A 24,219-nucleotide genomic window follows, 5' to 3' on the forward strand; every position below is an offset into this window, starting at 1 on the left:
CGGCGGTCGCGGCTCGACTCCTCAACAATGGGAGCGGCCGGCGCCTGTGCCACGGCCACCCGGGCGTCGGGATCGGGGCCGAGCGGCGGCAACGCCGGGATCAGCCGCGCATCGGCGAGCCGCTCGGGCGTCGGCCGCACCTCGCCGAAGTGTACGGCGAAGGCGCGATCGGTCGCGGGGATGGCGGCAAGCCGGGCGAAGAACGGCGCCATACCCTGTGCCATGTTGGGCGGCATCATGCCGGTCGCGATTGCATTGGCGCCGGGCACATCGCCGGTCATCGCCAGGATGAACGCGCGTGCACGCCACGCGCCCCGATCGTTGCGGCGGACCAGCGTCTCGATCTGCGCCAGCGCCTGCTCGCGCCGGCCGGAGATGCCGAGCGACAGCGCATAGCGGCGGCGGACCTCGTCGCTGTCCTCGGACTTGAGGGCGAGCCTATAGTCGCGCTGTGCCCTCTCCTGCTCGCCGATCAGGTCATAGGCCAGCCCCCGGTCGCCCGCAAAGGTGCGCGGATCGAGACCGAATCCGATCGCCTGGTCGAAATAGCGCAATGCCTCGCCGGGCCTCTCCTGCGTCACCAGAATGCGGGCCATCCCCGCCCGGACGCGGCCGTTCATCGGCTCGATCGCTTCCGCGCGCTTGAACAGCGACGCCGCACCGCCGGCATCGCCAAGCCGCAGCGACAGCTCGCCCGCGGTGAGCAAGGCCTGGACGTCGCGCGGGTTCTCGCCGACCCGGCGCATCGCGGCGGCGAGCTGGTCCGCATCGGGCGTCGGCACGGGCGTGGTCTGAACGGGCGCCGGCCCCGGTGCCTGCGCCGCGGCCGGCCCGCCGAACACAGACGGCGTCAGCATCGCCAGCAAGGCGGTGGACCTCAGGAGGCCAGCCAATGCGGAAGTCACCGGAACCACGATCCTAGATGCGGCGCGCGCATGCGTCCGCTGAGTCAACGATCATCGTTAAGCCCGATGGGAACTGAACCGGCAATGGATGGGGCGCGATGCAAGCGATGAGCCGGGGCCCGCCGGCGATGGGCGGGCCTACGGGATCACTGGTTGTTCTGGCGGTGGAGAAAGCGCGGGATGTCGAGCGAATCCTTGGCGGGCGGCTCGTCCTCCTGGCGCTGCGCACCACGGGTGGCGTTCTGCATCCGCTCGAACAAGGTGCCGCCCAGCTTGACGCGGGGCGCCGGCGGAAGGTCTTCCTCGCTGCCCGGGCTGATCAGCCGGCGCCGCCCGGTGCCCTCGGTCGCGGGTTGGCTCGGCCGGTCCTCGAACACGCGCGGCTCGTCCGCTGGCGCCGCGGGTGCGGGCGCCGGGATCATTGTATCTGCGCCCAGGACCAGTTCGTCCTCATCCGCCTCCGGCTCGGCGGCGGGTGCTTCCGCCGCCTGCCGCACCGGCTCGACCGGCTCGGGCTCGGCGGGAGCCACGGGCGCCGCCGGCGGGGCCTGGACGGTGCTCGCAGGCGCAGCGGCAGACGCCTCGATCTTGCGCGGCGGCGTGAAGGTATAGCCGCTGCGCTGCGGCTCGACCGCGGCCTGCGCCTCGGTGCGCGGCTGCGCCTCGATACCGGTGGCGACCACCGACACGCGAATACGGCCCTCAAGGTCCGGGTTGAACGCCGAGCCCCAGATGATGTTGGCATCGGGATCGACCAATTCGCGGATGTGGTTCGCCGCCTCGTCCACCTCCAGCAGGCGCATGTCCTCGCCGCCGGTAATGGAGATGATCACGCCCTTGGCGCCCTGCATGGAGACGCCGTCGAGCAGCGGATTGGCGATCGCCTTTTGCGCTGCCACCAGAGCACGATCGTCGCCGTCCGCCTCGCCGGTGCCCATCATCGCCTTGCCCATCTCCTGCATCACCGAGCGAACGTCGGCGAAATCGAGGTTGATGAGACCGGGCATCACCATCAGGTCGGTGATGCCGCGCACGCCCTGTTGCAGCACCTCGTCGGCCATCTCGAAGGCCTGCTTGAACGTGGTGTTGGCGTTGGCGATCAGGAATAGGTTCTGGTTCGGGATCACGATCAGCGTGTCGACGAACTTCTGGAGTTCCTCGATGCCCTGCTCGGCGGCCTGGCCACGGCGCTTGCCCTCGAAGGCAAAGGGCTTGGTGACCACGCCGACGGTGAGGATACCCATGTCGCGCGCGGCCTTGGCGATCACCGGGGCGGCGCCGGTGCCGGTGCCGCCGCCCATGCCGGCGGCGATGAAGCACATGTGGCTGCCTTCGAGCAACTTCGACAGCTGGTCGATCGTCTCCTCGGCGGCGGCGCGGCCGATCTCGGGGCGGGCGCCCGCGCCCAGGCCCTGCGTGATCTTGGAGCCGAGCTGGATCTTCTGCGGCGCCACCGACTGCTTCAGTGCCTGCGCATCGGTGTTGGCGACCAGAAAGTCGACACCCTGAACGTCGGCGCGCATCATGTTGCCGATGGCGTTGCCGCCCGCCCCGCCGACGCCGATCACCGCGATACGCGGGGTCAGCTCGTCCACTTCGGGTGCCAGGAACTCGATGCTCATTCGCGCTAATCCTTGAAACATCGGAATGGCCCGCCGGTGCCATCCCGTAGATTAACTGTTGTGCAACAACACGGGTCCGGGTGCCAGCCCGAAATGGCCTCAATAATTGGCCTTTGCCGCGTCGATCAGTCGGCGCAGCGCCTTGAAACCACGCGGGCGATGCACCGCCTGCGTCTGCGGCGTCAGGCCGCGTAAGTCGATCGGATCGTTGGCGGCGAAGAAGGCCAGGCCCGCCAGCGTGGCGAAGCCGGGGCCGGCATGCGCGTCGGGCAGACCGGTCAGCCCGCGCGGTCGGCCGATCCGCACCGAGCGGCCGAGCAGCTGTTGCGCATAATCGGCGATGCCCTTCAGCTCGGCGCCGCCGCCGGTCAGCACCACCTGCCGGCCGACGGGCCCCTCGAACTTGAGCTCGGTCAGCGCGGCCTGCACCTCCTTCATCAGATGCTCCAGCCGCTGGCGGATCACGCCGATCAGCGCCGCCTTGGTGATCTGAGTCGCATCCATGTCCTCGTCGGCGGCGCGGATGGTGATCATCTCGTGATTGTCGCGCGGGCTGGCGTTGGCGGAGCCATGAAAGCACTTCATCCGCTCGGCCTGGCCGCGGGTGGTGCCGAAGGCGCTGGCGATGTCATCGGTGATGTCCGCCGCGCCGAACGGGATGGACTTGAGGCCAACGAGCATCTCGCCCGCGAACAGCGACACGTTGGTGATCCCCGCGCCGATCTCCACCAGGGCGACGCCCAGGTCGCGCTCCTCGTCGCTGAGGCAGGCGTAGCCGGTGGCGATCGGCGCGGCGATGATCGACTTCACCTCCAGATGGGCCGAGCGGACGCACAGGTCGAGGTTGCGGACCGGGGAGCCGTCGGCGGCGATAACGTGGATGTGGACGCCGAGGCGGTCGGCATGGAGGCCGAGCGGCTTCTTGACCCCGGTCAGCCCGTCGAGCGTGTAGAGCGCGGGCTGCGCGTGGAGGACCATGCGGCCCTGAGGGTCGATCGCGCTGCGACCTTCGGCGAGCAACGCGTCGATATCGCCCTGCTCGATCCGGTGGCCGCCCAGCTCGACCTCGATGAAGGCCTCGTCCGAGATCAGGCCGCCCGCGGAAAAGCCCGCCCAGACGTTCTCGATGTTGAAGCCGGCGATCCGCTCCGCCTGCTCCACCGCCTCGCGCACCGCCACCTCGGTGGCGGTCATGTCGGCGATATAGCCGCGCTTGATGCCGCGCGACTCGCGCTGGCCGGTGCCCAGCACAATCAGCTCGCCGCCGTCGCCCTTGTGCGCGATCATCGCCGACACCTTGGAGGTGCCGATGTCGAGCGCGGTGATCAGTCCTTCCGGTGCCGCCTTTGCCATGCCCTGTTCCCCACCTTCAGCATGTGTGCTTCAAACGATGTCCGCCTGCGCGGTCTCAATCCGCGCCGGCGCGGTGCTCGCCGCGTCCTTGTCGGGGACGGTGCGCGCGTCGGCGCCCGGTTTGCGCGCGACCAGCCGGGTCGGATCGCGCAGGTCAAAGCGCAACCAGCCCTTGCCGAGCAGCGCGCGGTCGCGCTCCATCTCCGCGAACTTCATCAACGCCGCCGCGGCATTCTCCTGCGGCAGCGCCAGCGTCTCGCCGCTCTCGAAGGTGATGTCCCAGCGCCGGTTGCCGACCCAGGCCGCGGCCTTCACCTTGCCGCGCAAGGACGGCGCTGCCGCCATCAGGCGCTGATAGCTCGCCTCCTGCCGATGCGCACCGGGGCCGATCACCAATGGCAGATCGGGCATGCGCGCGGGGTCCACCGGCTCCAGCAGCACGCCGGCCTTGTCGATCAGGCTCAGCTGGCCCTGGTCCTGCCACACCGCCGCCGGCTCGCGCTCGACCACGTCGACCAGCAAAGTATCGGGATAGCGGCGCGAAACGTGCGCGTCGGCGATCCAGCCGTAGCGGAGAAGCTTGGCGCGCACCTCGGCCAGGTCGACCAAGGGCAGCGCGCGGCTTTGCTGGTCGAGCGCCACCGCATAGACGCTCATCCGGTCCATGCGCTTCAGCCCGGTGATTTCGATCTGCTCGACGCGGAAGCCGGCGCGGCCGACGCCCTCGGCCGCCGCGGTCGCGGCCATCGCCGGCACACCCGCCCACAACGCCCCACCGATCGCGGCGGCGCCGACCATACCCAGGATCGACCAGGTCGCCGCCTTCTGCAGCGTTTCCTGGCTGACCGGCACGCGCGCGAGCAGGCGATCGCCGAGCGACTGTTTCTGCTGCTTCTTCTTCACCACCGGCCGCCGCGGCGGCGGCCCGCGCTTGATCGTCCGGCTCATTGCAGCGCCTCCTCCAGGATCGCCCCGACCAGTTGCTCGTAGGTCATGCCGGTGCCGCGCGCCTGTTCGGGCACCAGGCTGAGCGGGGTCATGCCGGGCTGAGTGTTGACCTCCAGCAGGAACAGCCCGTCGACGCCGCGCTCGTCGTCCCAGCGGAAATCGGCGCGGCTGCATCCGTTGCAGCCGAGCAGCCGGTGCGCCTCCAGCGCGATCGCCTTGCAGGCTTCGGCGACCTCGTCGGGAATCGGCGCCGGGAACAGATGCTCGGTCATGCCGTCAGTGTATTTGGAATCGTAGTCGTACCAGCCCGACTTGGGCCGCAGCTCGGTGACGCCGAGCGCGCGAGTGCCGAGCACCGCTGTCGTAAGTTCGCGCCCGCGCACGTACGGCTCGGCGAGCAACTCGTCGAATTCCTGCCACGGCCCGCGCACGTCGCGGCCGATCGGATTGCCGTAATTACCCTCGTCGGTGACGATGGCGACGCCGACCGACGAGCCCTCGTTGACGGGCTTCAGCACATAGGGCCGCGGCAGCGGGTCGCGCTCGAACAGCTCGGCGGACTTGACGATCCGCCCCCCGGGCATCGGGATGCCGTGCGGCACGAGGGCCTGCTTGGTCAGCATCTTGTCGATCGCGATCACCGAGGTGGTGAGGCCGGAGTGGGTGTAGCGTAGGCCCAGGATGTCCATCAGCCCCTGGATGCTGCCATCCTCGCCGGGCGTGCCGTGGAGCGCGTTGAACACAATGTTCGGCTTCGCCGCGACGAGGCGCGCGGCGACGTCGCGGTCCATGTCGATGCGGGTGACGCGGTGGCCGAGCGACTCCAGCGCCTCGGCGACTCCCGCGCCGGACATCAGCGACACCTCCCGTTCGGCGGACCAGCCGCCCATGAGAACGGCGACGTGGAGGCTCATATGATCCTCCCCTGCAAGGGGAGGTGGCGCGCGCAGCGCGACGGAGGGGCATCCCGGGCTGAGAGGAAGCGCGGCATCACGACCCGCGACACCCCTCCGTCAGGCCTGCGGCCTGCCACCTCCCCTTGCAGGGGAGGAGGAGTGCTTGCTCGGGTTCTCACTTCATCACCCCCACCCGCTGGATTTCCCATTCGAGCGTCACGCCCATCTTCTCCCGCACCTGTGCCCGCACCTCTTCGCCGAGCGCTTCAATGTCGGCGCTGGTGGCGCTGCCCAGGTTGAGCAGGAAGTTGGTGTGCTTCTCGCTGACCTGCGCGTCGCCCCGCCGGCGGCCGCGGCAGCCGGCGCGGTCGACCAATTCCCACGCCTTCTCGCCCGGCGGGTTCTTGAAGGTCGAACCGCCGGTCTTGCTGCGCAGCGGCTGCGACGCCTCGCGCGCGGCGGCGATGCGGTCCATCTCGGCCTGGATCGCAGCGGATTCGCCGGGGGTGCCACGGAAGGTGGCGCTCACCACCACCGCGCCCTCGGGCAGCTCGGAGTGACGATAGGTGTAGCCAAGCTGCGCCCCCGACAGTGTCCGCCGCTCGCCCGAGCGGAGCACCACCTCCGCCTCGACCAGCACGTCCGCGGTCTCGCGGCCATAAGCTCCGCCGTTCATCCGCACGAAGCCGCCGACCGTGCCGGGGATCGAGCGGAGAAACTCGAGGCCCGCGATGCCGGCGTCGCGGGCAGTGGAGGAGACGAGGATGCCCGAGGCGCCGCCGCCGCAGCGCAGCGTGGTCCCGTCCACCTGCTCGACCTTGGCAAACGGTTTGCCGAGGCGGACGACGACGCCGGGCACGCCGCCATCGCGGACGATGAGGTTGGAGCCGAGGCCGAGCGCCATCACCGGCACCGAAGATGGAAGATTACGCATGAAGGCGACGAGCGCGTCTGCGGAGGCTGGCTCATAGAGCAGTTCTGCTGGCCCACCCGTTTTGAACCAGGTCAGCGGCGACAGCGGCGCGTTCGCGCTTGCACGACCTTGCGGCTCGGCAATGGTGAAGCTTCCGGCTGCCATGCGGACCTCGAACGTTCCCGGGCTCACTTCGGTGATCGCGCTCATAGGCCCTCCCCTTCAGGGGAGGGGTTGAGGTGGGGCGGTTCGGCAGGCGAGCGGTCTCGGTGAGACACGCCCCCACCCCCAACCCCTCCCCTGAAGGGGAGGGGCTTAGCGTGAGGAGGCTGAATCACTTCCATCCCCACAAGCCCGCCCAGGCCTTCCACGCGCGGGCGTTCGCCTCGATCGCCTTGCGGCCGGCGTCCTGCATGGCCACGCCCTGCGCGCCCGCATCGAGCATCGCCTGCGCGGCATCGAGCTGCGCCTGCTGGGCGCGCAGGATTTCCTTCTGCATGGCGACGGCGGTGGAGAAGAAGTCGGTCATGCCTGCTTCTCCCGGATCGCGTCGGCGAGGCCCGCCGCCCATTTGGTTATGTCGCCCGCGCCCAGGCAGATCACCTGGTCGCCGTCCCGCAAACTGCCCGCCAGCGCCGCGGCGAGCGCATCGGCGCTCGGCACGGTGGCGGCGAGGCGGTGGCCGCGGCGCTTCAGCCCCTCGACGAGCGCCTCGGCATCGACACCCTCCACCGGCGCCTCGCCCGCGGCGTAGACGGGGGTGACGAACACCTGGTCGGCGTCGTTAAACGCGGTCTGAAAGTCCTCCATCAGGTCGCCAAGCCGCGAATAGCGATGCGGCTGGACCACCGCGATCACCCTGCCCTGCGCGCTCTCGCGGGCGGCGGAAAGCACCGCGCGGATCTCCACCGGGTGGTGACCGTAATCGTCGATGATCGTCGCTCCGGAAACCTCGCCAACCTTGGTGAAGCGCCGCTTCACCCCGCCGAAGCGCTGGAACCCGCGCTGGATGGTGACGTCGTCGATGCCCATCTCCAGCGCCACGCCGATCGCGGCGAGCGCGTTCTGCACATTGTGGCGGCCGGGCATCGGCAGCTCAATGTCCTCGATCGAGCGGGTGGTGCCGTCGCGATGGCGGACGATCGTCTCGAACCGGTTTCCGCCGGGGAACGGCGTCACGTTCACCCCGCGCACATCCGCCTGGGCGGAGAAGCCGTAGGTCACAACGCGCCGGTCGCGCACCCGCGGCAGGATGTTCTGCACCTCGGGATGATCGAGGCACAGCAAGGCCGCGCCGTAGAAGGGCACGTTCTCGACGAACTGGACGAAGGCGTCCTTCACCTTCTCGAAGCTGCCGTAATGGTCGAGATGTTCGGGATCGATGTTGGTCACCACCGCGATCGTGCCGTCGAGCCGCAGGAAGCTGCCGTCGCTCTCGTCGGCTTCAACCACCATCCAGTCGCTGGCACCCAGCCGCGCGTTGCTGCCGTAGCTGTTGATGATGCCGCCGTTGATCACGGTGGGGTCGACCCCGCCAGCGTCGAGCAGCGCGGCGATCATCGAGGTCGTCGTTGTCTTGCCGTGCGTGCCCGCCACCGCGACGGTGGACTTGAGGCGCATCAGCTCGGCCAGCATTTCCGCGCGGCGGACGACGGGGATGCGCCGCTCCAGCGCCGCCTCGACCTCCGGGTTGCCGCGCTTGATCGCGGTGGAGGTGACGACAACGGCCGCCTCGCCCAAATTGTCGGCGGAATGGCCGATCGCGACGGTGATGCCCTTGGCGCGCAATCCCTCGACCACATAGCCCTCGGCGACATCCGAACCCTGCACCTGATAGCCGAGGTTCTTCATCACCTCGGCAATGCCGGACATGCCGATGCCGCCGATGCCGACGAAGTGGATCGTGCCGATCTCCAGCGGGACGCCGGTCATCTGCCCATTCCTCCCCTGCAAAGGGAGGTGTCAGGCACAGCCTGACGGAGGGGTATCGCGCCATCGAGAGGGAGATACCCCTCCGTCAGTGCTACGCGCTGCCACCTCCCCTTGCAGGGGAGGACAGGAAGAAGTCTGGTCATGCGAAGGCCTGCTTCGGCTGCGCCGCACCCACCGGCAGTGCCGAGCGCGGCGCGTCGAGGCTTTCGACCAGATCGGCGAGGTCGCGGGCGGCATCGGGCCGGCCGCACGCCCGGGCGCGACCGGCGGCATTCTCGAGCGCGGCGGGATCGAGGCCCAGCTTCTGCATCTGCTTGGCGAGTTCGTTGGGGGTGAACTGCGTTTGCGCGATGCAGCGCGCGCCGCCCGCCTGCACCATCTCGCGGGCATTGGCGGTCTGATGGTCGTCGGTCGCCGATGGCAGCGGCACGAGGATAGCGGGCCGGCCCGCAGCAGTGAGTTCGGCAAGGGTGGAGGCACCGGCGCGCGCGATCACCACATGCGCCCAGCCGAGATGCTCGGGCAGGTCAGGCAGATAGGTGGCGAGATCGGCGGCGATCTCCAGCTCGGCATATTTGGCGCGGGCGGCGTCAATGTCCTCGATCCGCGCCTGGTGCGTCACCTGGAGGCGGCGGCGGAAGGCGACCGGCAGCAAGGCAAGCCCGTCGGGTACCACCTTGCTGAGCACGCTCGCCCCCTGCGACCCGCCGGTGACCAGCACGCGGAAGATGCTGTCCTCCTCCAGCAGCGGATAGGGCTTCGCTCGCAAGGCCAGCACGCTGTCGCGCACCGGATTGCCGATGACGCGCACCTTGGCCACGTGCGCGGGCTTGAGTCGTTCGGTCGCCTCATAGGAGGTCGCGATCGCGTCCACCCGCCCGGCGACCAAGCGATTGACTCGGCCGAGCACCGCATTCTGCTCATGCACCGCGGTGGGGATCTTCTCGGCGAAGGCGGCGGACAGTGCGGGGAACGCCGGGTAGCCGCCGAAGCCGATCACCGCCGCGGGCTTGAAGGTCCGGTACAGCTCGCGCGCCATCGCCCGGCCGCGCCACATCTCGCGCGCGGCCTTGGCCCAGCCGATCGGGCCGCCGGCGAACCGGCCGGCAGGCAGGACGTGGGTCTGCACGCCCTCGAACAGGCCCGGGAAGCGGACGCCGCGCGCGTCGCTGACCAGCGCCACGCGGTGGCCGCGCCGGGCCAGCTCTGTCGCCAGCGCCGCGGCGGGGACCATGTGGCCGCCGGTGCCGCCGGCGGCGAGGACGAAGTGGCGGGGCCGCGTCATGCGGCACCCCAGCGGGTAACATAGGGACTACGCATCAGGAACGGATTGCGCCGGGTGAAGGTCAGCAGCAACCCCATCCCGATCGACAGCGCGATCATCGACGAGCCGCCATAGCTGATGAACGGCAGCGTCATGCCCTTCGACGGTGCCAAGCCAGTGTTGACCGCCATCGACACCATCGCCTGCGCGCCGAACTGCACCGCCAGGCCGGAGGCGGCGAGCAGCTTGAACGGATCCTGCTCGTCCAGCAGCTTCACGAACACGCGCACCACGATGGCGAGGAAGACCAAAGCGATGATCGCACAGGCGATCAGCCCGAACTCCTCGCCGATCACCGAGAAGATGTAATCGGTATGCGCCTCGGGCAGGCCGAACTTGGCGCGGCCGCCGCCGGGGCCGGTGCCGGTCCAGCCGCCCGCGGTGAGCGTGCGGTGCGCGGCATCGGTCTGGAAGGTATCCAGCGTGTTGTCCTCGGCGCCGGGGAACAGGAAGGCGTCGATGCGCGCGCGCGCGGTGCCGTAGAAGAGGTAGGCAGCGATCAGCCCCGCGGGCGCCAGCGCCAAGAAACCGGCGATGACGCGCATCGGCGTACCCGCCAACACGATCAGCGCCAGCCAGATCAGGCAGAAGATCACCGTCTGGCCGAAATCGGGCTGCATCATCAGCATCACCGCGATCAAGCCGGTCAACCCGCCGGTGATCGCCACCACCGGCAGCTCCGGATCCTTGGTTCGCAGCGAGAGCAGCCAGGCCACCGTCACCACGAACAGCGGCTTGAGGAACTCCGACGGCTGGAATTGCGAGATGCCGACGCCGAGCCAGCGGCGTGCGCCGTTCACCTCGACGCCGATGAAGGGGACGAGCGCGAGCAGCAGTACCAGAACGCCTGCTAGCGCGAGCGATCCTCGCCGCGCCCAGGTGACGGGCAGCATCGACACGCCGAACAGCACCGGCAGCGACACACCCACCCACATCGCCTGCCGCCAGAAATAGTGCAGCGGTTGCAGACGGTGATGCTCGCCCGAATAGCGGGTCGCGGTGGCCGGGCTCGCCGCAGCGACTGCGAGCAGCCCGATCGCGATCAGCACCAGGGTGAGCAGCAGCAGCACCCGGTCGGTATCCCAGAACCAGGTGCCGAGCGGCGAGCGATCGACCCGCCCGCCCCTGCCCTTCAGCTTTGCCTTAAGACCCTTGTCGCTCACGCAAGTGCCTCCACCGCGGCGCGGAAGGCGCGCCCCCTGTCCTCGTAGTCGCGGAACTGGTCGAAGCTCGCCGCGGCGGGCGAGAGCAGCACCACTTCGCCACGCTGCGCCTCGCGCGCGGCGATGGCGACGGCGCGGTCGAGCGTCTCCGCCTCGGCGACCGGCACGTGCGGTCGCAGCACCTCGGCGAAGCGCCGGCCGGCCTCGCCAATCGTGTAGGCGCGCACAACATGCGGCAGATGCGGCAGGCAGGCGTCGAGATCGTCGCCCTTGGCGCGCCCGCCGAGAATCCAGTGGATGCGCGGAAAGGCGGCGAGCGCGGGAGCGGTGCTCTCGGGATTGGTCGCCTTGCTGTCGTCGTACCAGGCGACGCCGCCGAGCGTCGCGACGCGCTCCATCCGGTGCGGCAGGCCGGCGAAAGTCTCCAGCCCGCGGTCGATATCGGCCTCGCCGACGCCCAGCGCCTTGGCGACCGCGATGGCGGCGAGCGCGTTCTGCGCATTGTGCGGGCCCTGGAGCGCGGGCCAGCGCGACTGGTCCATGCACACGCCCGGCGCGATCTTGGTGAGATGCTCAGCCCGGGCGGAGAGATCGCGGGCGATCAGCGCGGAAGGCGTGTCGCCGATGCCGATGATCGCCTCGTGCGCAGGCGACTGCATCGCGAACAGCCGCGCCTTGCTGGCGGCATAGGCCTCGAAACCATCGTAGCGGTCGAGGTGATCGGGCGTGAGGTTGAGCAGCACCGCCACGTCGCAATCGAGCGTCTGGGTCAGGTCGATCTGGTAGCTCGACAGCTCCAACACATAGACGCCGCCTTCAGGCAAAGGCTCCTGCGCCAGGATCGGCAGGCCGATGTTGCCGCCCATCAGCGCGGGAATGCCCGCGGTCTGGAGGATGTGGGTGACCAGCGCGGTGGTGGTGGACTTCCCGTTGGTGCCGGTGATGCCGACCACCTTGTGCGGCGGCAGCTCCGCGCGCGCCAGCGCGAACAGCTCAATGTCACCGATGATGGGGACATTCATCTCGCGGGCGACCTCCGCCAGCGGCAGGCGGTTGAGCGGAACACCCGGCGACAACACCAGCCCGTCGAGCTCGAACTCGAGCCAATCGGTGAAATCGTCGATGAAGAGCTGCGTACCCTCCAACTTGCGATCGCGGATCTGTTTGACCGTCTCCCAATCGTCGTCGTGCGCGAGCACTTCCGCCCCCGCCGCCAGCAACGCGCGCAGCGTCGCCGCGCCTGAGCGTGCCAGCCCCAGCACCGCGTAGCGCTTCCCCGCCCAGGCGCGGCTCGTGATCACCGCAGCTTCAACGTGCTCAGGCCAGCCAGCGCCAGCACGAAAGCGATGATCCAGAAGCGGATCACCACGGTCGGCTCGCTCCAGCCGAGCTGTTCGAAATGGTGGTGGATCGGCGCCATGCGGAACACGCGCTTGCCGGTGCGCTTGTAGAAGAACACCTGGATGATGACGGAGAGCGCCTCCACCACGAACAGGCCGCCGATGATCCCCAGCACGATCTCGTGGTGCGCCACAACCGCAATCGTGCCCAGCGCGCCGCCCAGCGCAAGGCTGCCGGTGTCGCCCATGAACACCGCCGCGGGCGGCGCATTGTACCACAAGAAGGCGAGACCCGCGCCGATCATCGCGCCGGTGAAGATCGCCAGCTCGCCCGCGCGCGCGACATGCGGGATGCCGAGATAGTCGGCGAACTTCACGTTGCCGGCCAGGTAGACGATCACGGTGAACGCCAGCGCCGCGATGATCACCGGCATGGTGGCGAGGCCGTCGAGCCCGTCGGTCAGGTTCACAGCATTGCCGAAGGCGACGATGGTGAAGGCGGCGAAGACCGGGAAGAAATAGCCGAGGTCGATGTACATGCGGTTGGTGAACGGCAGGTACAGGTGGGTGCCGTTCTCCTGCATGATGATCGCGGCGGCGATGCCGGCGATCAGGAACTCCAGCGCGAGCCGGGTCCGCCCGCTGATGCCCGCGACGCTCGCCTTCCGTACCTTGTCGTAATCGTCGAGGAAGCCGATCGCGCCGAAGCCGAGCGTGACGAACAGCCCCGCCCAGATGAACGGGTTGCGCACGTCCATCCACAACAGCACGCTGAGGCCCAGCGCGGTGAGGATCATCAGCCCGCCCATGGTGGGCGTGCCGCGCTTGGCGAGATGGGTCTGCGGCCCGTCGGTGCGGATCGGCTGCCCCTTGCCCTGACGCACGCGCAGCCAGCCGATGAAGCGCGGGCCGATGAGGAGGCCGATCAGCAGCGCGGTCGCGATCGCGCCGCCCGTCCGCACCGTCTGGTAGCGGAAGAGGTTGACGATCCCCGGGAAACCGAGCTGCTCGGCGATCCAGTACAGCACTATGACACCCCCGCGAGCTGCGCCACGACACGCGACAGCCCCACCCCGTTCGAACCCTTGACGAGCACCGCATCGCCCGGCGCGACCATGTCGAGCTGGTCGAGCGCCGCCGCGGCGTCGGCCACATGGACGAATTCGACGCAGCCCTCAAGCGCGGTGGCAAGCGGCGCCATCGCTTCGCCGACCAGCAGCGCCCGTTCGACGCGGGCGGCGAGGATCGGCTGGGCCAAGGCAGCATGATAGTCGGCGGAGGCGGCGCCCAGCTCGCGCATCTCGCCGAGGATTGCGACGTGGCGGCCCGGCTCCTCGGCGAGCACCGCCAGGGTAGCGCGCATCGAGGCGGGATTGGCGTTATACGCCTCGTCGATCACCAGCGCCTCGCCGCTGCCGACCTTGGCCATGAAGCGCGCGCCGCGCCCGGCAAGGCCGCCGAGCTCCGCCAGCGCAAGGCCGGCCTGCGCGAGATCGGCGCCCACCGCGTCCACCGCCGCCAGCACCGCCAGCGCGTTGGACACCCAGTGCGCGCCGGGCTGCGCGACGGTGAAGGACAGCTCGCGCGCGCCGACCCGCGCGGTGACGAAGGTGCCGCCGCTCGCGGTGCGCATCGTCTCCAGCGGGCGGACATCGGCGCCGCGATCGGTGCCGAAGGTCACGATGCTGCCCGCGTAAGGCCTTGCCGCGGCGATCAGCCGGTCGCGGTGTGGGCTGTCGAACGGCACGATGGCGAGGCCGCCGGGCTCCAGCCCCTGGAAGATCTCGCCCTTGGCGTCGGCGATCGCGCTTTCGTCAGGGAAGAATTCGGTATGCGCGGGGGCGATGGCGGTGACCATCGCGACATCCGGGCGGACGAGGGTGGTCAGGTGGGCGAGCTCGCCGGGATGGTTCATCCCCATCTCCAGCACCGCATAACGCGTCGTCGCCGGCATGCGCGCGAGGCTGAGCGGGACGCCGGTGTGGTTGTTGTAGCTCTTGACCGAACGATGCGCCTCCCCCGGGGCGGCGCGGTCGAGGCAGGCGAACAGCGCCTCCTTGGTAGAGGTCTTGCCCACCGAGCCGGTGACGCCGATCACCCGCGCATCTGTCCGCGCGCGGGCGGCGCGGGCGAGGTCTTCCAGCGCGGCGAAGGTGTCGGCGACGCGGACGTGTGGGCCGTTGGTGTCGACGGACACCAGCGCTCCCGCCGCACCACGCGCGAAGGCGCCGTCCAGAAAGCGGTGGCCGTCGGTCGCTTCACCCGAGAGCGCGATGAACAGGTCGCCCGCGGTCACCTCGCGCGAGTCGAACGTCGCGCCGGTCGCGACGAACCGCGCGGAAGCGCTGCCGCCGGTGGCGCGGGCGATCTCGTCGGAGGTCCACAAAGGTGTCACGCTACTTCCCTTGTGCCCCCGCGAAGGCGGGGACCCAGACTGTGCTCCCGCCTTCGCGGGAGCACATCGGTTACCGCAATCCGCTCACGCCGTCGCCGGTGACGACCTCGAAGCGCACGCCCAGCTTGCGGCGTTCGCGCGGCTCGCGCTCGCCCGCCGGACGCATCGTCGGCTTGGACGGGATCTGGATCTTCCGCTTCATGCCACTTCCCTCGCTACGGAAACGTCGTCGAACGGCAGCACCAGATCGCCGACGATCTGGCCCTGCTCATGCCCCTTGCCGGCGATCAGGACGATGTCCTCGCCCCCCGCCATCGCCACCGCTTCGGCGATGGCGGCGCGGCGATCGCCGATCTCGCGCGCGCCGGGCGCGCCGGCCAGCACGTCGCGGCGGATCGCGGCCGGATCCTCGCTGCGCGGATTGTCGTCGGTGACGATCACCACGTCGGCGTCGCGCACCGCCACCTGTCCCATTGGCTCGCGCTTGCCCTGATCCCGGTCGCCGCCCGCGCCGAACACCAGGATCAGCCGGCCGGACACATGCGGGCGCAGCGCCGCGACCGCTGCCTCCAGCGCGTCGGGGGTGTGCGCATAATCGACATAGACCGGCGCGCCCGAGCGCGCGATCGCCGCCCGCTCAAGCCGGCCGCGAACGGGCTGGAGCCGCGCCAGGTCCGCCAGCGTGCGCGCCACGTCGCCACCAGTCGCGATCACCAGCCCCGCCGCGACCAGCGCATTGGCCGCCTGATAGGCGCCGATCAGCGGCAGCGTCACCTTATGCTCGCGCCCCTCCGCGGCGATCACCAGCCCCTGCCCCAGCAGGGTGGGCGCGCGGCTGACGATGCGCAACGTGTCGCCATGCTCGCCGACGGTGATCAGCCGCTGGCGGCGCGCGCGGGCGAGATCGATCACCCGCTCCGAATGCGGATCGTCCACCCACACCACCGCGGTGCCGTCATCGGCGAGCACCTCGCTGAACAGCCGCAGCTTGGCGGTGAAATAGGACGCCATGTCGCCGTGATAGTCGAGGTGGTCGCGGCCAAGATTGGTGAATGCCGCCGCCGAAACGCGCAGCCCCTCAGTCCGATACTGGCTGAGGCCGTGGCTGGAGGCTTCGAAGGCGAGATGTGTAACGCCTTCGCGCGCGAGGCCGGCAACGTTCGAAAGGAAGGTGACCACGTCGGGCGTGGTCAGCCCGGTGGTGACGCGATCCTCAGCAGTGGTGACGCCCAGGGTGCCGATCGAGGCGGCGTGGTGCCCGGCCATGCGCCACAGCTGGCGAGTCAACTCGACGGTGGAGGTCTTACCGTTGGTGCCGGTCACCGCCACCGCGGTTCCGGGGAACGGCGCGAAGAAGCGCGCGGCCATCTCGGCGAAGCAGGCGCGCGGCGTATCGGCGGCGATGGGCACCGCACCTTCGACCCGCACGCCCGGCCGCGCCACCACCGCGATCGCGCCGGCGGCGACCGCGGCGGGGATGAAATCCTCACCGTTCACCGCCGCGCCCTGAAACGCGCCGAAGACGGTGCCGGGCGCGACCTTGCGGTGATCGATCGCGAAGCCGGTAACCGGCAGGTCGGGCGTGCCGGGGCTGAGCTGCGACAGCCTCACCGCGGGATCCCCGGCGCCTGGCCGCGGTCGGCGATCACCATCGTCAACGCGGGCGCGAGATCGGAAATGTCGATGTCGCGGCGATCCTCAGGCACCACCCCCAGCATCGCGCCGGTGCGCGCGATCACCCGGCCGACCACCGGCGCGGCGTTCCACGCAGCGGTCTTGAACCCGTAGGTCTCCTTGGTCCCCTGCGGCGAATCGAGCATCGCCAGCACCACATAGCGCGGCGCCTCCATCGGGAAGGCGGCGACGAAGGTGGCGACGTTGCGGCTGCGGTCATAGCCGCCCGCGCTCGCCGCCTCGGCGGTGCCGGTCTTCCCGCCGACGCGATAGCCCGGCGCATCGCCCTTGCGGCCGGTGCCGTACATCACGATCAGCCGCAACAGCTGGCGCATCCGCGCGCTGGTCGCCTCGCTGAACACGCGCCGGCCGGCGGGCGCCTTGCCCGGCGCGACCTTGAGCAGGGTCGCCGGGCGCCAGATCCCACCGTTGACCAGCGTGGCATAGCTGTTGGCGAGCTGGAGCGGGGTGATGGCGATGCCGTGGCCATAAGCGGTGGTCATCACCGTGGTCCGCGCCCAGTAGGTCGGCCACAGCGGCCGGCCCTTCTCGCGCAGCTCGATATCGGGCTTGGTGTCGAAGCCGAGCTTGCGGAACATGCCCTGCATCCGCGCAGCGCCCAGCTCGTCGGCGATCCGCGCGGTGGAGATATTCGAGGAATAGATCAGCGTTTCCGGAATGTTGAGCCAGCGCCGCTGCTCGTCGCCGCGATCATCGTGGATGGTGTGCCCGCCGACCTTGAGCGGCACGGTGGCGTCGAACCGCTTGGTCATGTCGGTGACCAGCCCGCTGTCGATCGCCGCCGCCATGGTCAGAGGCTTGAAGGTGGAGCCGAGCTCATAGACGCTCTGGGTGGTGGTGTTGCGCAGCTGGTCCAGCCCGGACATGCCGACCCGGTTGGGGTTGAAGGTCGGCAGCGAGGCCATGGCGATCACCTCGCCGGTATGCACGTCCAGCACCACGCCCGCGGCCGAGCGCGCCTGGAAGGTCGCGGTGGCGCGGCCCAGCTCCGATTCCATGGCCGCCTGCACTCGCGTGTCGATCGACAGCTGCGCCGGCGTGCCCGCGGTGGCGCGGTCGAGCAGCCGCTCGTCGAGCACGCGTTCCATGCCGGAGCGGCCGTGCACGGTGGGATCCTTGCGGACGGTGCCGATGTAGCCGAGCACATGCGCGGCGAGCATCGATTGCGGGTAGAGCCGCTGCGGTTCGGCCGCATAGACGATGCCGGGATCGCCGATCGCGTTCACCGCCTCCACCAGCGCGGGGCTGGCGCGGCGATTGAGATAGGTGAAGTTCACGTCCTTGGTGAGCGCCGAGTAGAAATGCGCCTGATCGCCGACCTCGGGCATCAGGTCGGCCAGCTTCTGCGCGATCTCCAATTTGTCGCCCAGCACGCGGCGGGGGTGAACGCCGATCGTCCAGGCGTCGATCGTGCGGGCGAGCGCCTCGCCGTTGCGATCGACGATGTCGCCGCGCGCGACATGCCCCGCGGTGGGCGAGCGGTCGCCGCCCGCAGCGGTGATGCCCAGCTGTGCCAGCCGCAGCATCACCACCAGCACCGCCGCCGCGAACAGCAGCATCAGCACCATCAGGCGCATGTGCTGCGTGGCGAGCAGCTGGCCGCGCTGCTTCGCCCCGCCCTGCGGCGCGCGGATCGGACGGGCGACCGCAGCGGTCAACGCAGCCGCCGCGCCTCGCTGCGTGCCCCGCTGACCAGGTCACCCAGCGTCGAATCGCTCAGCAGCCCGCCATCGAGCATGGCCACCGCCTGCATCTTGCGCGCAACCGGCTTGGTCGCCGTGAGGGGAGCCGACGCGACCTTCACCGCAACCGCCTTCACCGTCACCGGAGCGGCGGGCGCCACTGCCGGGATCACCGTGGGCGCCTGCACCGGCGCGACATAGGCGGGCACCACCAGCGCGGCGGTGCGCACCTCGCCGCTTCCCGGCGCCACCGGGCGGAAGCTGATCGCGGCGAACTGCGCGTCGTCGCGAATGAACTGGCGCGCGGTGGGGGCGACCAGCGCCAGCGTGTCACCGTTCCAGCGCTCCAGCTGCGCCAAGCTGGCGCGCGTGTCGAACTCGGTCTCCAGCGCACGGATCTCGCGCTCGGCGGCAGCGATCTTGGCGTCCAGCTGCTCCAGCTTCTTGCGCTCCGCCGCCACCTGCAGGCTCACCAGATAAAGGCCCAGCGCAACGACGGTGACGCCGCCGAACCAGCCCAAACCCTTCAGTCTATGTGCTGCCGTCATGCGCCTACTCCACTCTCGAACGCGTACCGCCCCCATGCCGGCGCCGCGGTGCGCCGCGCCGTCCGCAATGTCGCGGAGCGGGCGCGGGGATTGGCCGCCACCTCCGCCTCGCCCGCGCGCACGGCACGGGCGGTGATCTCGAAGCTTGGCGCACGTCCCACCGCCGCGACGGGCAGGTGCCGTGATCCCGCCGGCTCGCCGCCGGAGCGCTCGCGCAGGAAGCGCTTCACCATGCGATCCTCCAGGCTGTGGAAGGTCACGATCGCCAGCCGCCCGCCGGGTTTCAGCACCTGCTCCGCCGCGGCGAGGCCGTCGGCCAGCTCGCCCAGCTCTCGGTTCACGTAAATCCGGATCGCCTGAAAGGTGCGGGTCGCCGGGTCCTTCTTGTCGTGCGGCTTGTGACCGAGCGCGCGCCGCACCACCGCGGCGAGCTCGCCCGTGCGCGTGATCGGCCGAGCCGCGACGATCGCGCGCGCCACCCGGCGCGACTGGCGCTCCTCGCCATAGATATAAAGCACGTCGGCGATCGTCGCCTCGTCGGCGGTGTTGACGAAATCGGCCGCGCTCTCGCCCGACTGCGCCATGCGCATGTCGAGCGGCCCGTCCTGCTGGAAGGAGAAGCCCCGCTCGGCCTGGTCGAGCTGCATGGAGGAGACGCCGATATCGAGCACCACGCCGTCCGCCTCGGATACATGCGCCGCCATCTGCGAGAATTCGGCCTCGATCAGCGCCAGCCCCTCGTCCGCGGCGGCGCGGCCGGCGGCAATCGCATCGGGATCGCGATCGAAGGCGATCACCTTCGCGCCGGTTGCCAGCAGCGCGCGCGTGTAGCCGCCCGCACCGAAGGTGCCGTCGACCATCGTCTCGCCCGCGGTCGGCGCCAGCGCCTCGACCACTTCGGCGAGCAGCACGGGGATGTGCGGCGCCGTCACAGGACGATCCCCTTTTCCTCGCAGGCCCATTCGCAGGCCTCCTTCAGGAACGGATCGAACCCTTCGGTCTCCAGCAGCACCTTGGGGGACCAGATCATGATGGTGTGGAAGTTGGCATGAAAGAAGGCCGCGCCCTCGATCCGGGCATAGCGCCGCTCGAACGCGGGCATCACGAAGCGACCGCTGCCGTCGAACGGCAGCGCCTCGGTCGCGCTCGCCCGCGCGGCGATCGACCAGTCACGCTTGCCGCTGCGCTCCAGCGCCTCCTTCTCGCGCTCGGCGACGTCGGCGAGCACTTCGGTCTCATAGGCGGGGTCGTAGGCGATCAGGCAGCGGAACTCGGGGTGCGGCGCGATGATCACCGTGCCGCCGTCCTTGCCGTCGGGCCGCGGCGCGTTCTTGGCGAGCGTATGGCGCAGGGCGTTGGGGATGGCGACGCGACCTTTCTCGTCGACAAGCCCGATGCCCTTTCCCTGATACGTCGCCCGTCCAGACACGCCCACCTCGCACTCGGCGTGCAGCACCCCGTTCCGGGAAACGGCCATCGCCGTTCCACGGTGAAATCACGGCACGCGTCGGTGCTGCCCCTGTCTTGATCCAGGTAGCCTAAGCGCGACGCTATGTGAAGGGATTTCTGGGGACAACCGGGGAAAGTTCGGGATTTTACCCCTTGTCGCCGCCACTCCCTCGAGGAGGCGGCCAACGTTCCGTTTCCGTTCGCCGGACGCGGGTGGTGGAGCGCCCGCGCGATCCCCGCATCTGCCGCTCGGCGCCCGCCGATCCCCGGTTTTCCCCAAGGCTCATCGCGGCGCCTCCGGGCTGGTGGCGTTCGCTTCGGCGGTGGTGGGCGCAACGCCGAGTTCGGCAAGCGGCTCCTTGGCCGGATCGGCAGGCGTGATCGTGTTGGCGACGGCGGGGTTCACCGCGACTTCGACCTTGGACGCTGCCGCCGCCTCGGCGGCGCGCTCGCGGTTGGCCGCGCTGAACACCGCGCTGGCGAGGCCGATCAGCAGGATCACCGCCGCCAGGCCGACCAGGCCGACCTTGACGCGCTGCATCACCTGATGGTTTGTGGAAATGGATGTCCGCATCTTGTCGCGGCTATGTAACGGCGCGTCGCCGCAAAGTCGAACCCCGGATCAGCGGGCAGCGCGGCCGAGACCTTTGGCGGCCAGCCATTCGGGATTGTACAGCGTCGACAGGTAACGGAAGCCGGTATCGCACAGGATGGTGGCGATCCTCTTTCCTGGGCCCAGCGCTTCGGCCAGCCGGACTGCACCGGCGACGTTGATGCCGGAAGACAGGCCCAGGCACAGCCCTTCCTCGGTCAGCAGCCGGTCCACCCAGTCGAGCCCTTCCTGGTCGGAGATGCGGAACTGGGTGTCGATCGGCGCGCCTTCGAGATTGCCGGTGATCCGCCCCTGCCCGATCCCCTCCGCCACCGACGAGCCCTCGGCCTTGAGTTCGCCATGCGCGTAGAAATTGTACAGCGCGGCGCCGTGCGGATCGGCGAGCGCGATCGTGACCCGCTCGTCCTTCGCCTTGAGCCCCAGCCCGACCCCCGCGATCGTGCCGCCGGTGCCCGCCGCGCAGGTGAAGCCGTCGATCCGGCCGTCCATCTGCGCCCAGATCTCCTCGGCGGTGCCGGCGATGTGCGCGCGTCGGTTGGCGATGTTGTCGAACTGGTTGGCCCAGATCGCCCCCGGCGTCTCCTCGGCGATCCGGCGGGACTGGTGGACGAAGTGGCAGGGCGAGGAATAAGGCGCGGCGGGCACCAGCACCAGCTCGGCACCCAGCGCGCGCAGCGTGTCCATCTTCTCGCGACTCTGCGTCTCGGGCATCACGATGATGGTGCGATAGCCCTTGGCATTGGCGACCAGCGCCAGTCCGATCCCTGTGTTCCCGGCGGTGCCCTCGACGATGGTGCCGCCGGGGGCAAGCTGACCCTTCCCCTCGGCATCCTCCACGATGAACAGCGCCGCGCGATCCTTCACGCTCGCACCGGGATTGGCGAACTCGCACTTGCCGTAGATCTCGCACCCCGTCGCCTCGCTCGGGCCCTTGAGCCGCACAAGCGGGGTGTTGCCGATCAGGGCGAGCGTATCCGGGGTCGTTGGCATGACGGCTAGATGGCGCGGCGGCCCGCGTCCGGCAACCGCAGCGTGCCTTCGTTGTGAGCAAGCCGGGGTGATGGTATATATCTGCACCGGGAAGGTAGAACCATGGCGACCCAACTCAACATCAAGGACCAGAAGACGATCGCGCTGGTGCGCGACATCGCAGCGCGGCGCGGTGCTTCGCTGACGGCCACGGTGCGCGCGCTGGCCGAGGAGGAAGAGGCGCGCGCCGCCGCAAAGGCCGATGCCCTGCTTGCCGAACTGACAGCCATCAACCCCAACCCGCGCGATCTGCTCGAACCCGAATGGCGCGACAAGAGTTCGGTGGAGATCGCCAACTCCCTCTACAACGCCGATGGATCGTTCGCGGAGTGATCGTCGACACATCGGCGATCATCGCCCTGCTTCTCGCCGAGCCGGAAGCTGCCAGCTTCGCCGAGGCGCTTCGTGGCGCTCCGAGCCGTTCTCTCTCCGGCGGAACGTGGGTCGAGGTGTCGGCGGTGCTGACACACAGGTTCAAGCCGGAGGCCTTTGTCCGGCTGAATGAGATCATGTCGATCTTGATGATCGATGTCGTTCCCGTGACGCCCGCTCAGGCGCAGATCGGCTTCGACGCCTATCGGCGGTTCGGTCGCGGTGGACAGAGCCGAGCGAAGCTAAACATCGGCGATTGCTTCGCCTACGCCCTGGCGATCGACACGGGTCAACCCCTCCTCTTCAAGGGCGACGACTTCATCCATACCGACGTGAAGCGCGCGGTGTGACACGCAAGGCCTCCTTCCCGCCCGTGATTGATGCGCGCACCCGCGTGCTGGTGTTGGGCAGCCTGCCGGGAGAGCGGAGCCTGGCCGAGCGGCGCTATTATGCGCATCCGCAGAACCAGTTCTGGCGGCTGGTCGGCGGCGCGATCGGGGCGGACCTCGCCGCTTTGCCCTATGACCAGCGGCTCGCCGCGCTGCTCGCCCGCGGGGTCGGGCTGTGGGACGTGGTCGCGAGCGCGCGGCGGACCGGCAGCGGCGATGCCGCGATCGCGGAGGCGACCGCCAACGACCTGCCGAGGCTGGTCGACTGGCTACCCGATCTGCGCGCGGTCGCGTTCAACGGCGGCAAGGCGGCGGCGATCGGTCGGCCTTTGCTCGCGGGGCGCCCGATCGCGCTGCTCGCATTGCCCTCCTCCAGCCCGCTCCACACGATCGGCCTCGCCGCCAAGCAGCCCGCGTGGATGGCGCTGGCCGAGCATCTCGCCGATTGACGCTGCGGCGCACCCGTCCGATTGGGCGGCGATGACCTTTCTGCGCCGCATCGACCGCTTCAGCCTCGCGCTGCTCCTCACCGTCGCCCTCGCCTCGCTGCTGCCGGTGCGCGGGGGCGGCGCCGTGATCGCCCACAATGTGACCGTGGCGGCGATCGCCTTGCTGTTCTTCCTCCATGGCGCGAAGCTGTCGCGCGCGGCGATCGTGGCGGGGCTGACGCACTGGCGGCTCCACCTCACGATCCTGGCGATCACCTTCGCGATCTTCCCGCTGATCGGCCTCGCCGCGCACGCGCTGGCCGCGCCGGTGCTGGTGCCGGGGCTGGCGGCGGGGCTGCTGTTCCTCTGCCTGCTGCCGTCCACGGTGCAATCCTCGATCGCCTTCACCGCGATGGCACGCGGCAACGTGCCGGCGGCGGTGTGCAGCGCCTCGGCCTCCAACCTCCTCGGCATCGCGCTGACCCCGGCGCTGGTGGCGCTGACGATGGGCGCGAGCGCAAGCGGCGGCGGTGTGGCGATCGACCAGATCGAGGGGATCGCGCTGCAACTGCTGCTGCCCTTCGTAGCGGGGCATCTGCTGCGGCCGTGGCTCGGCTGGCTGATCGCGCGCAAGGCGCTGGTGAGCCTGGTCGATCGCGGCTCGATCCTGCTGGTCGTCTATACCGCGTTCAGCGCGGCGGTGGTGGAGGGGCTGTGGCGCGCGGTGCCCCTGTGGCAGCTGGCCGTGCTGGCGGTGTTCTGCCTGGTGATCCTGGCGCTGGTGCTGTGGCTGTCGCGCACCCTCGCCCGCCGGCTGGGCTTCAATCGGGAGGACGAGATCGCGATCGTCTTCTGCGGCTCCAAGAAGAGCCTCGCCTCCGGCGTGCCGATCGCGGGCGTGCTGTTCCCGGCGGCGGCGGTGGGCCCGATCCTGCTGCCGGTGATGCTGTTCCACCAGTTTCAGCTGCTGGCCTGCGCGACGATCGCGCAACGCTACGCGCGGCTGGGCGAGCAATCACCTGGCCAACGCCCTACCGTCACCCCGGACCTGTTCCGGGGTCCACGGTGCGGCGGGCAGTTCCGCAAGACGCGAGAATGCTGCGCGAGCGGCACGGTGGGCCCCGGCACAAGGCCGGGGCGCCGAATATGGCAGAGCGTCTGCTCACGCCGGTGGGTTCAATCGGTGGTCGCAACGCATCATTCTCGATGGTGAGGAGGGCGTG

The 24,219-nt window shown here is 69.7% G+C and carries 24 protein-coding genes and 1 pseudogene; 4 read left to right on the plus strand and 21 right to left on the minus strand.

What is annotated here, in order from left to right; all coding sequences use genetic code 11:
• The 21 genes from ACFDTH_RS10795 to ACFDTH_RS10895 form a co-directional block, all read right to left on the minus strand.
• A partial coding sequence (locus ACFDTH_RS10795; protein ID WP_375287530.1) for a tetratricopeptide repeat protein occupies positions 1-857 on the minus strand: 857 nt, incomplete at its 3' end.
• Positions 858-1,051: 194 nt separating this feature from the next.
• Positions 1,052-2,527 carry a cell division protein FtsZ gene (gene ftsZ / locus ACFDTH_RS10800; RefSeq protein WP_375287531.1) on the minus strand — a complete coding sequence of 492 codons (1,476 nt, stop codon included), beginning with the start codon at positions 2,525-2,527 and terminating at the stop codon, positions 1,052-1,054.
• Positions 2,528-2,626: 99 nt separating this feature from the next.
• Positions 2,627-3,880: a cell division protein FtsA gene (gene ftsA / locus ACFDTH_RS10805; protein WP_375287532.1), complete on the minus strand. Its 1,254-nt coding sequence runs from the start codon at positions 3,878-3,880 to the stop codon at positions 2,627-2,629.
• A gap of 30 nt (positions 3,881-3,910) precedes the next feature.
• The gene (locus ACFDTH_RS10810) at positions 3,911-4,828 is read right to left on the minus strand and encodes a cell division protein FtsQ/DivIB (protein ID WP_375287533.1); all 918 of its coding nucleotides are present in this window, start codon (positions 4,826-4,828) and stop codon (positions 3,911-3,913) included.
• Positions 4,825-5,742 carry a D-alanine--D-alanine ligase gene (locus tag ACFDTH_RS10815; protein WP_375287534.1) on the minus strand — a complete coding sequence of 306 codons (918 nt, stop codon included), beginning with the start codon at positions 5,740-5,742 and terminating at the stop codon, positions 4,825-4,827. The genes ACFDTH_RS10810 and ACFDTH_RS10815 overlap by 4 nt, the downstream gene beginning before the upstream one ends.
• A gap of 157 nt (positions 5,743-5,899) precedes the next feature.
• Positions 5,900-6,802, minus strand: a complete 903-nt coding sequence (gene murB / locus ACFDTH_RS10820; protein ID WP_375287553.1) for a UDP-N-acetylmuramate dehydrogenase — start codon at positions 6,800-6,802, stop codon at positions 5,900-5,902.
• 169 nt (positions 6,803-6,971) lie between these two features.
• Positions 6,972-7,166 (minus strand): hypothetical protein, encoded by a 195-nt coding sequence (locus tag ACFDTH_RS10825; RefSeq protein ID WP_375287535.1) that lies wholly within the window; start codon positions 7,164-7,166, stop codon positions 6,972-6,974.
• The gene (murC, locus tag ACFDTH_RS10830; protein ID WP_375287536.1) at positions 7,163-8,569 is read right to left on the minus strand and encodes a UDP-N-acetylmuramate--L-alanine ligase; all 1,407 of its coding nucleotides are present in this window, start codon (positions 8,567-8,569) and stop codon (positions 7,163-7,165) included. The genes ACFDTH_RS10825 and murC overlap by 4 nt, the downstream gene beginning before the upstream one ends.
• A 139-nt stretch (positions 8,570-8,708) precedes the next feature.
• Positions 8,709-9,854, minus strand: coding sequence for an undecaprenyldiphospho-muramoylpentapeptide beta-N-acetylglucosaminyltransferase (gene murG / locus ACFDTH_RS10835; RefSeq protein ID WP_375287537.1), 1,146 nt, complete (start codon positions 9,852-9,854; stop codon positions 8,709-8,711).
• Complete coding sequence (locus ACFDTH_RS10840; protein ID WP_375287538.1) at positions 9,851-11,056, minus strand: putative peptidoglycan glycosyltransferase FtsW; 1,206 nt, start codon at positions 11,054-11,056, stop codon at positions 9,851-9,853. The genes murG and ACFDTH_RS10840 overlap by 4 nt, the downstream gene beginning before the upstream one ends.
• Complete coding sequence (gene murD / locus ACFDTH_RS10845) at positions 11,053-12,357, minus strand: UDP-N-acetylmuramoyl-L-alanine--D-glutamate ligase (protein ID WP_375287539.1); 1,305 nt, start codon at positions 12,355-12,357, stop codon at positions 11,053-11,055. The genes ACFDTH_RS10840 and murD overlap by 4 nt, the downstream gene beginning before the upstream one ends.
• Positions 12,354-13,424 (minus strand): phospho-N-acetylmuramoyl-pentapeptide-transferase, encoded by a 1,071-nt coding sequence (gene mraY / locus ACFDTH_RS10850; RefSeq protein WP_375287540.1) that lies wholly within the window; start codon positions 13,422-13,424, stop codon positions 12,354-12,356. The genes murD and mraY overlap by 4 nt, the downstream gene beginning before the upstream one ends.
• Entirely contained in the window at positions 13,424-14,791 is a 1,368-nt protein-coding gene (murF, locus tag ACFDTH_RS10855) for a UDP-N-acetylmuramoyl-tripeptide--D-alanyl-D-alanine ligase (protein WP_375287541.1), read from the minus strand. The genes mraY and murF overlap by 1 nt, the downstream gene beginning before the upstream one ends.
• A gap of 70 nt (positions 14,792-14,861) precedes the next feature.
• A complete protein-coding gene (locus ACFDTH_RS10860; RefSeq protein WP_375287542.1) occupies positions 14,862-14,993 on the minus strand; it encodes a hypothetical protein in 132 nt (43 codons plus the stop codon).
• On the minus strand, positions 14,990-16,402 hold the full coding sequence (locus ACFDTH_RS10865) for a UDP-N-acetylmuramoyl-L-alanyl-D-glutamate--2,6-diaminopimelate ligase (protein WP_375287543.1): 1,413 nt from the start codon (positions 16,400-16,402) through the stop codon (positions 14,990-14,992). Before ACFDTH_RS10865 ends, ACFDTH_RS10860 begins: the two co-directional genes overlap by 4 nt.
• Positions 16,399-18,144 (minus strand): peptidoglycan D,D-transpeptidase FtsI family protein, encoded by a 1,746-nt coding sequence (locus tag ACFDTH_RS10870; RefSeq protein WP_375287544.1) that lies wholly within the window; start codon positions 18,142-18,144, stop codon positions 16,399-16,401. Before ACFDTH_RS10870 ends, ACFDTH_RS10865 begins: the two co-directional genes overlap by 4 nt.
• Positions 18,141-18,716, minus strand: coding sequence for an ABC transporter C-terminal domain-containing protein (locus ACFDTH_RS10875; RefSeq protein ID WP_375287545.1), 576 nt, complete (start codon positions 18,714-18,716; stop codon positions 18,141-18,143). The genes ACFDTH_RS10870 and ACFDTH_RS10875 overlap by 4 nt, the downstream gene beginning before the upstream one ends.
• A complete protein-coding gene (rsmH, locus tag ACFDTH_RS10880; RefSeq protein WP_375287546.1) occupies positions 18,713-19,678 on the minus strand; it encodes a 16S rRNA (cytosine(1402)-N(4))-methyltransferase RsmH in 966 nt (321 codons plus the stop codon). Before rsmH ends, ACFDTH_RS10875 begins: the two co-directional genes overlap by 4 nt.
• Complete coding sequence (locus ACFDTH_RS10885; RefSeq protein ID WP_375287547.1) at positions 19,645-20,193, minus strand: division/cell wall cluster transcriptional repressor MraZ; 549 nt, start codon at positions 20,191-20,193, stop codon at positions 19,645-19,647. Before ACFDTH_RS10885 ends, rsmH begins: the two co-directional genes overlap by 34 nt.
• 255 nt (positions 20,194-20,448) lie before the next feature.
• Positions 20,449-20,739, minus strand: a complete 291-nt coding sequence (locus ACFDTH_RS10890) for a hypothetical protein (RefSeq protein ID WP_375287548.1) — start codon at positions 20,737-20,739, stop codon at positions 20,449-20,451.
• Between the two features lie 48 nt (positions 20,740-20,787).
• A complete protein-coding gene (locus ACFDTH_RS10895) occupies positions 20,788-21,768 on the minus strand; it encodes a cysteine synthase A (RefSeq protein ID WP_375287549.1) in 981 nt (326 codons plus the stop codon).
• A 102-nt stretch (positions 21,769-21,870) separates the two neighbouring features.
• Here ACFDTH_RS10895 and ACFDTH_RS10900 point away from each other — a divergent pair, with 102 nt between their 5' ends.
• The 4 genes and pseudogenes from ACFDTH_RS10900 to ACFDTH_RS10915 all read left to right on the plus strand — a co-directional run.
• On the plus strand, positions 21,871-22,140 hold the full coding sequence (locus tag ACFDTH_RS10900) for a type II toxin-antitoxin system VapB family antitoxin (RefSeq protein ID WP_375287550.1): 270 nt from the start codon (positions 21,871-21,873) through the stop codon (positions 22,138-22,140).
• Complete coding sequence (locus ACFDTH_RS10905) at positions 22,137-22,529, plus strand: type II toxin-antitoxin system VapC family toxin (RefSeq protein ID WP_375287551.1); 393 nt, start codon at positions 22,137-22,139, stop codon at positions 22,527-22,529. The genes ACFDTH_RS10900 and ACFDTH_RS10905 overlap by 4 nt, the downstream gene beginning before the upstream one ends.
• A complete protein-coding gene (locus ACFDTH_RS10910; RefSeq protein ID WP_375287552.1) occupies positions 22,526-23,017 on the plus strand; it encodes a DNA-deoxyinosine glycosylase in 492 nt (163 codons plus the stop codon). Before ACFDTH_RS10905 ends, ACFDTH_RS10910 begins: the two co-directional genes overlap by 4 nt.
• 31 nt (positions 23,018-23,048) lie before the next feature.
• A pseudogene (locus ACFDTH_RS10915) lies at positions 23,049-23,999 on the plus strand (bile acid:sodium symporter family protein); the annotation flags it as partial.
• Between the last annotated feature and the right edge of the window lie 220 nt (positions 24,000-24,219).

The organism is Sphingomonas sp. (assembly GCF_042096255.1).
Lineage (GTDB): Bacteria > Pseudomonadota > Alphaproteobacteria > Sphingomonadales > Sphingomonadaceae > Sphingomonas.

Excerpts from the sequence above, each read along its gene's own strand:
- ftsZ (WP_375287531.1), bottom strand. The coding sequence starts at position 2,527 with ATGAGCATCGAGTTCCTGGCACCCGAAGTGGACGAGCTGACCCCGCGT.
- ftsA (WP_375287532.1), bottom strand. The coding sequence starts at position 3,880 with ATGGCAAAGGCGGCACCGGAAGGACTGATCACCGCGCTCGACATCGGC.
- ACFDTH_RS10810 (WP_375287533.1), bottom strand. The coding sequence starts at position 4,828 with ATGAGCCGGACGATCAAGCGCGGGCCGCCGCCGCGGCGGCCGGTGGTG.
- ACFDTH_RS10815 (WP_375287534.1), bottom strand. The coding sequence starts at position 5,742 with ATGAGCCTCCACGTCGCCGTTCTCATGGGCGGCTGGTCCGCCGAACGG.
- murB (WP_375287553.1), bottom strand. The coding sequence starts at position 6,802 with ATGGCAGCCGGAAGCTTCACCATTGCCGAGCCGCAAGGTCGTGCAAGC.
- ACFDTH_RS10825 (WP_375287535.1), bottom strand. The coding sequence starts at position 7,166 with ATGACCGACTTCTTCTCCACCGCCGTCGCCATGCAGAAGGAAATCCTG.
- murC (WP_375287536.1), bottom strand. The coding sequence starts at position 8,569 with ATGACCGGCGTCCCGCTGGAGATCGGCACGATCCACTTCGTCGGCATC.
- murG (WP_375287537.1), bottom strand. The coding sequence starts at position 9,854 with ATGACGCGGCCCCGCCACTTCGTCCTCGCCGCCGGCGGCACCGGCGGC.
- ACFDTH_RS10860 (WP_375287542.1), bottom strand. The coding sequence starts at position 14,993 with ATGAAGCGGAAGATCCAGATCCCGTCCAAGCCGACGATGCGTCCGGCG.
- ACFDTH_RS10875 (WP_375287545.1), bottom strand. The coding sequence starts at position 18,716 with ATGACGGCAGCACATAGACTGAAGGGTTTGGGCTGGTTCGGCGGCGTC.
- rsmH (WP_375287546.1), bottom strand. The coding sequence starts at position 19,678 with ATGGGCCTGCGAGGAAAAGGGGATCGTCCTGTGACGGCGCCGCACATC.
- ACFDTH_RS10885 (WP_375287547.1), bottom strand. The coding sequence starts at position 20,193 with ATGGCCGTTTCCCGGAACGGGGTGCTGCACGCCGAGTGCGAGGTGGGC.
- ACFDTH_RS10890 (WP_375287548.1), bottom strand. The coding sequence starts at position 20,739 with ATGCGGACATCCATTTCCACAAACCATCAGGTGATGCAGCGCGTCAAG.
- ACFDTH_RS10895 (WP_375287549.1), bottom strand. The coding sequence starts at position 21,768 with ATGCCAACGACCCCGGATACGCTCGCCCTGATCGGCAACACCCCGCTT.
- ACFDTH_RS10900 (WP_375287550.1), top strand. The coding sequence starts at position 21,871 with ATGGCGACCCAACTCAACATCAAGGACCAGAAGACGATCGCGCTGGTG.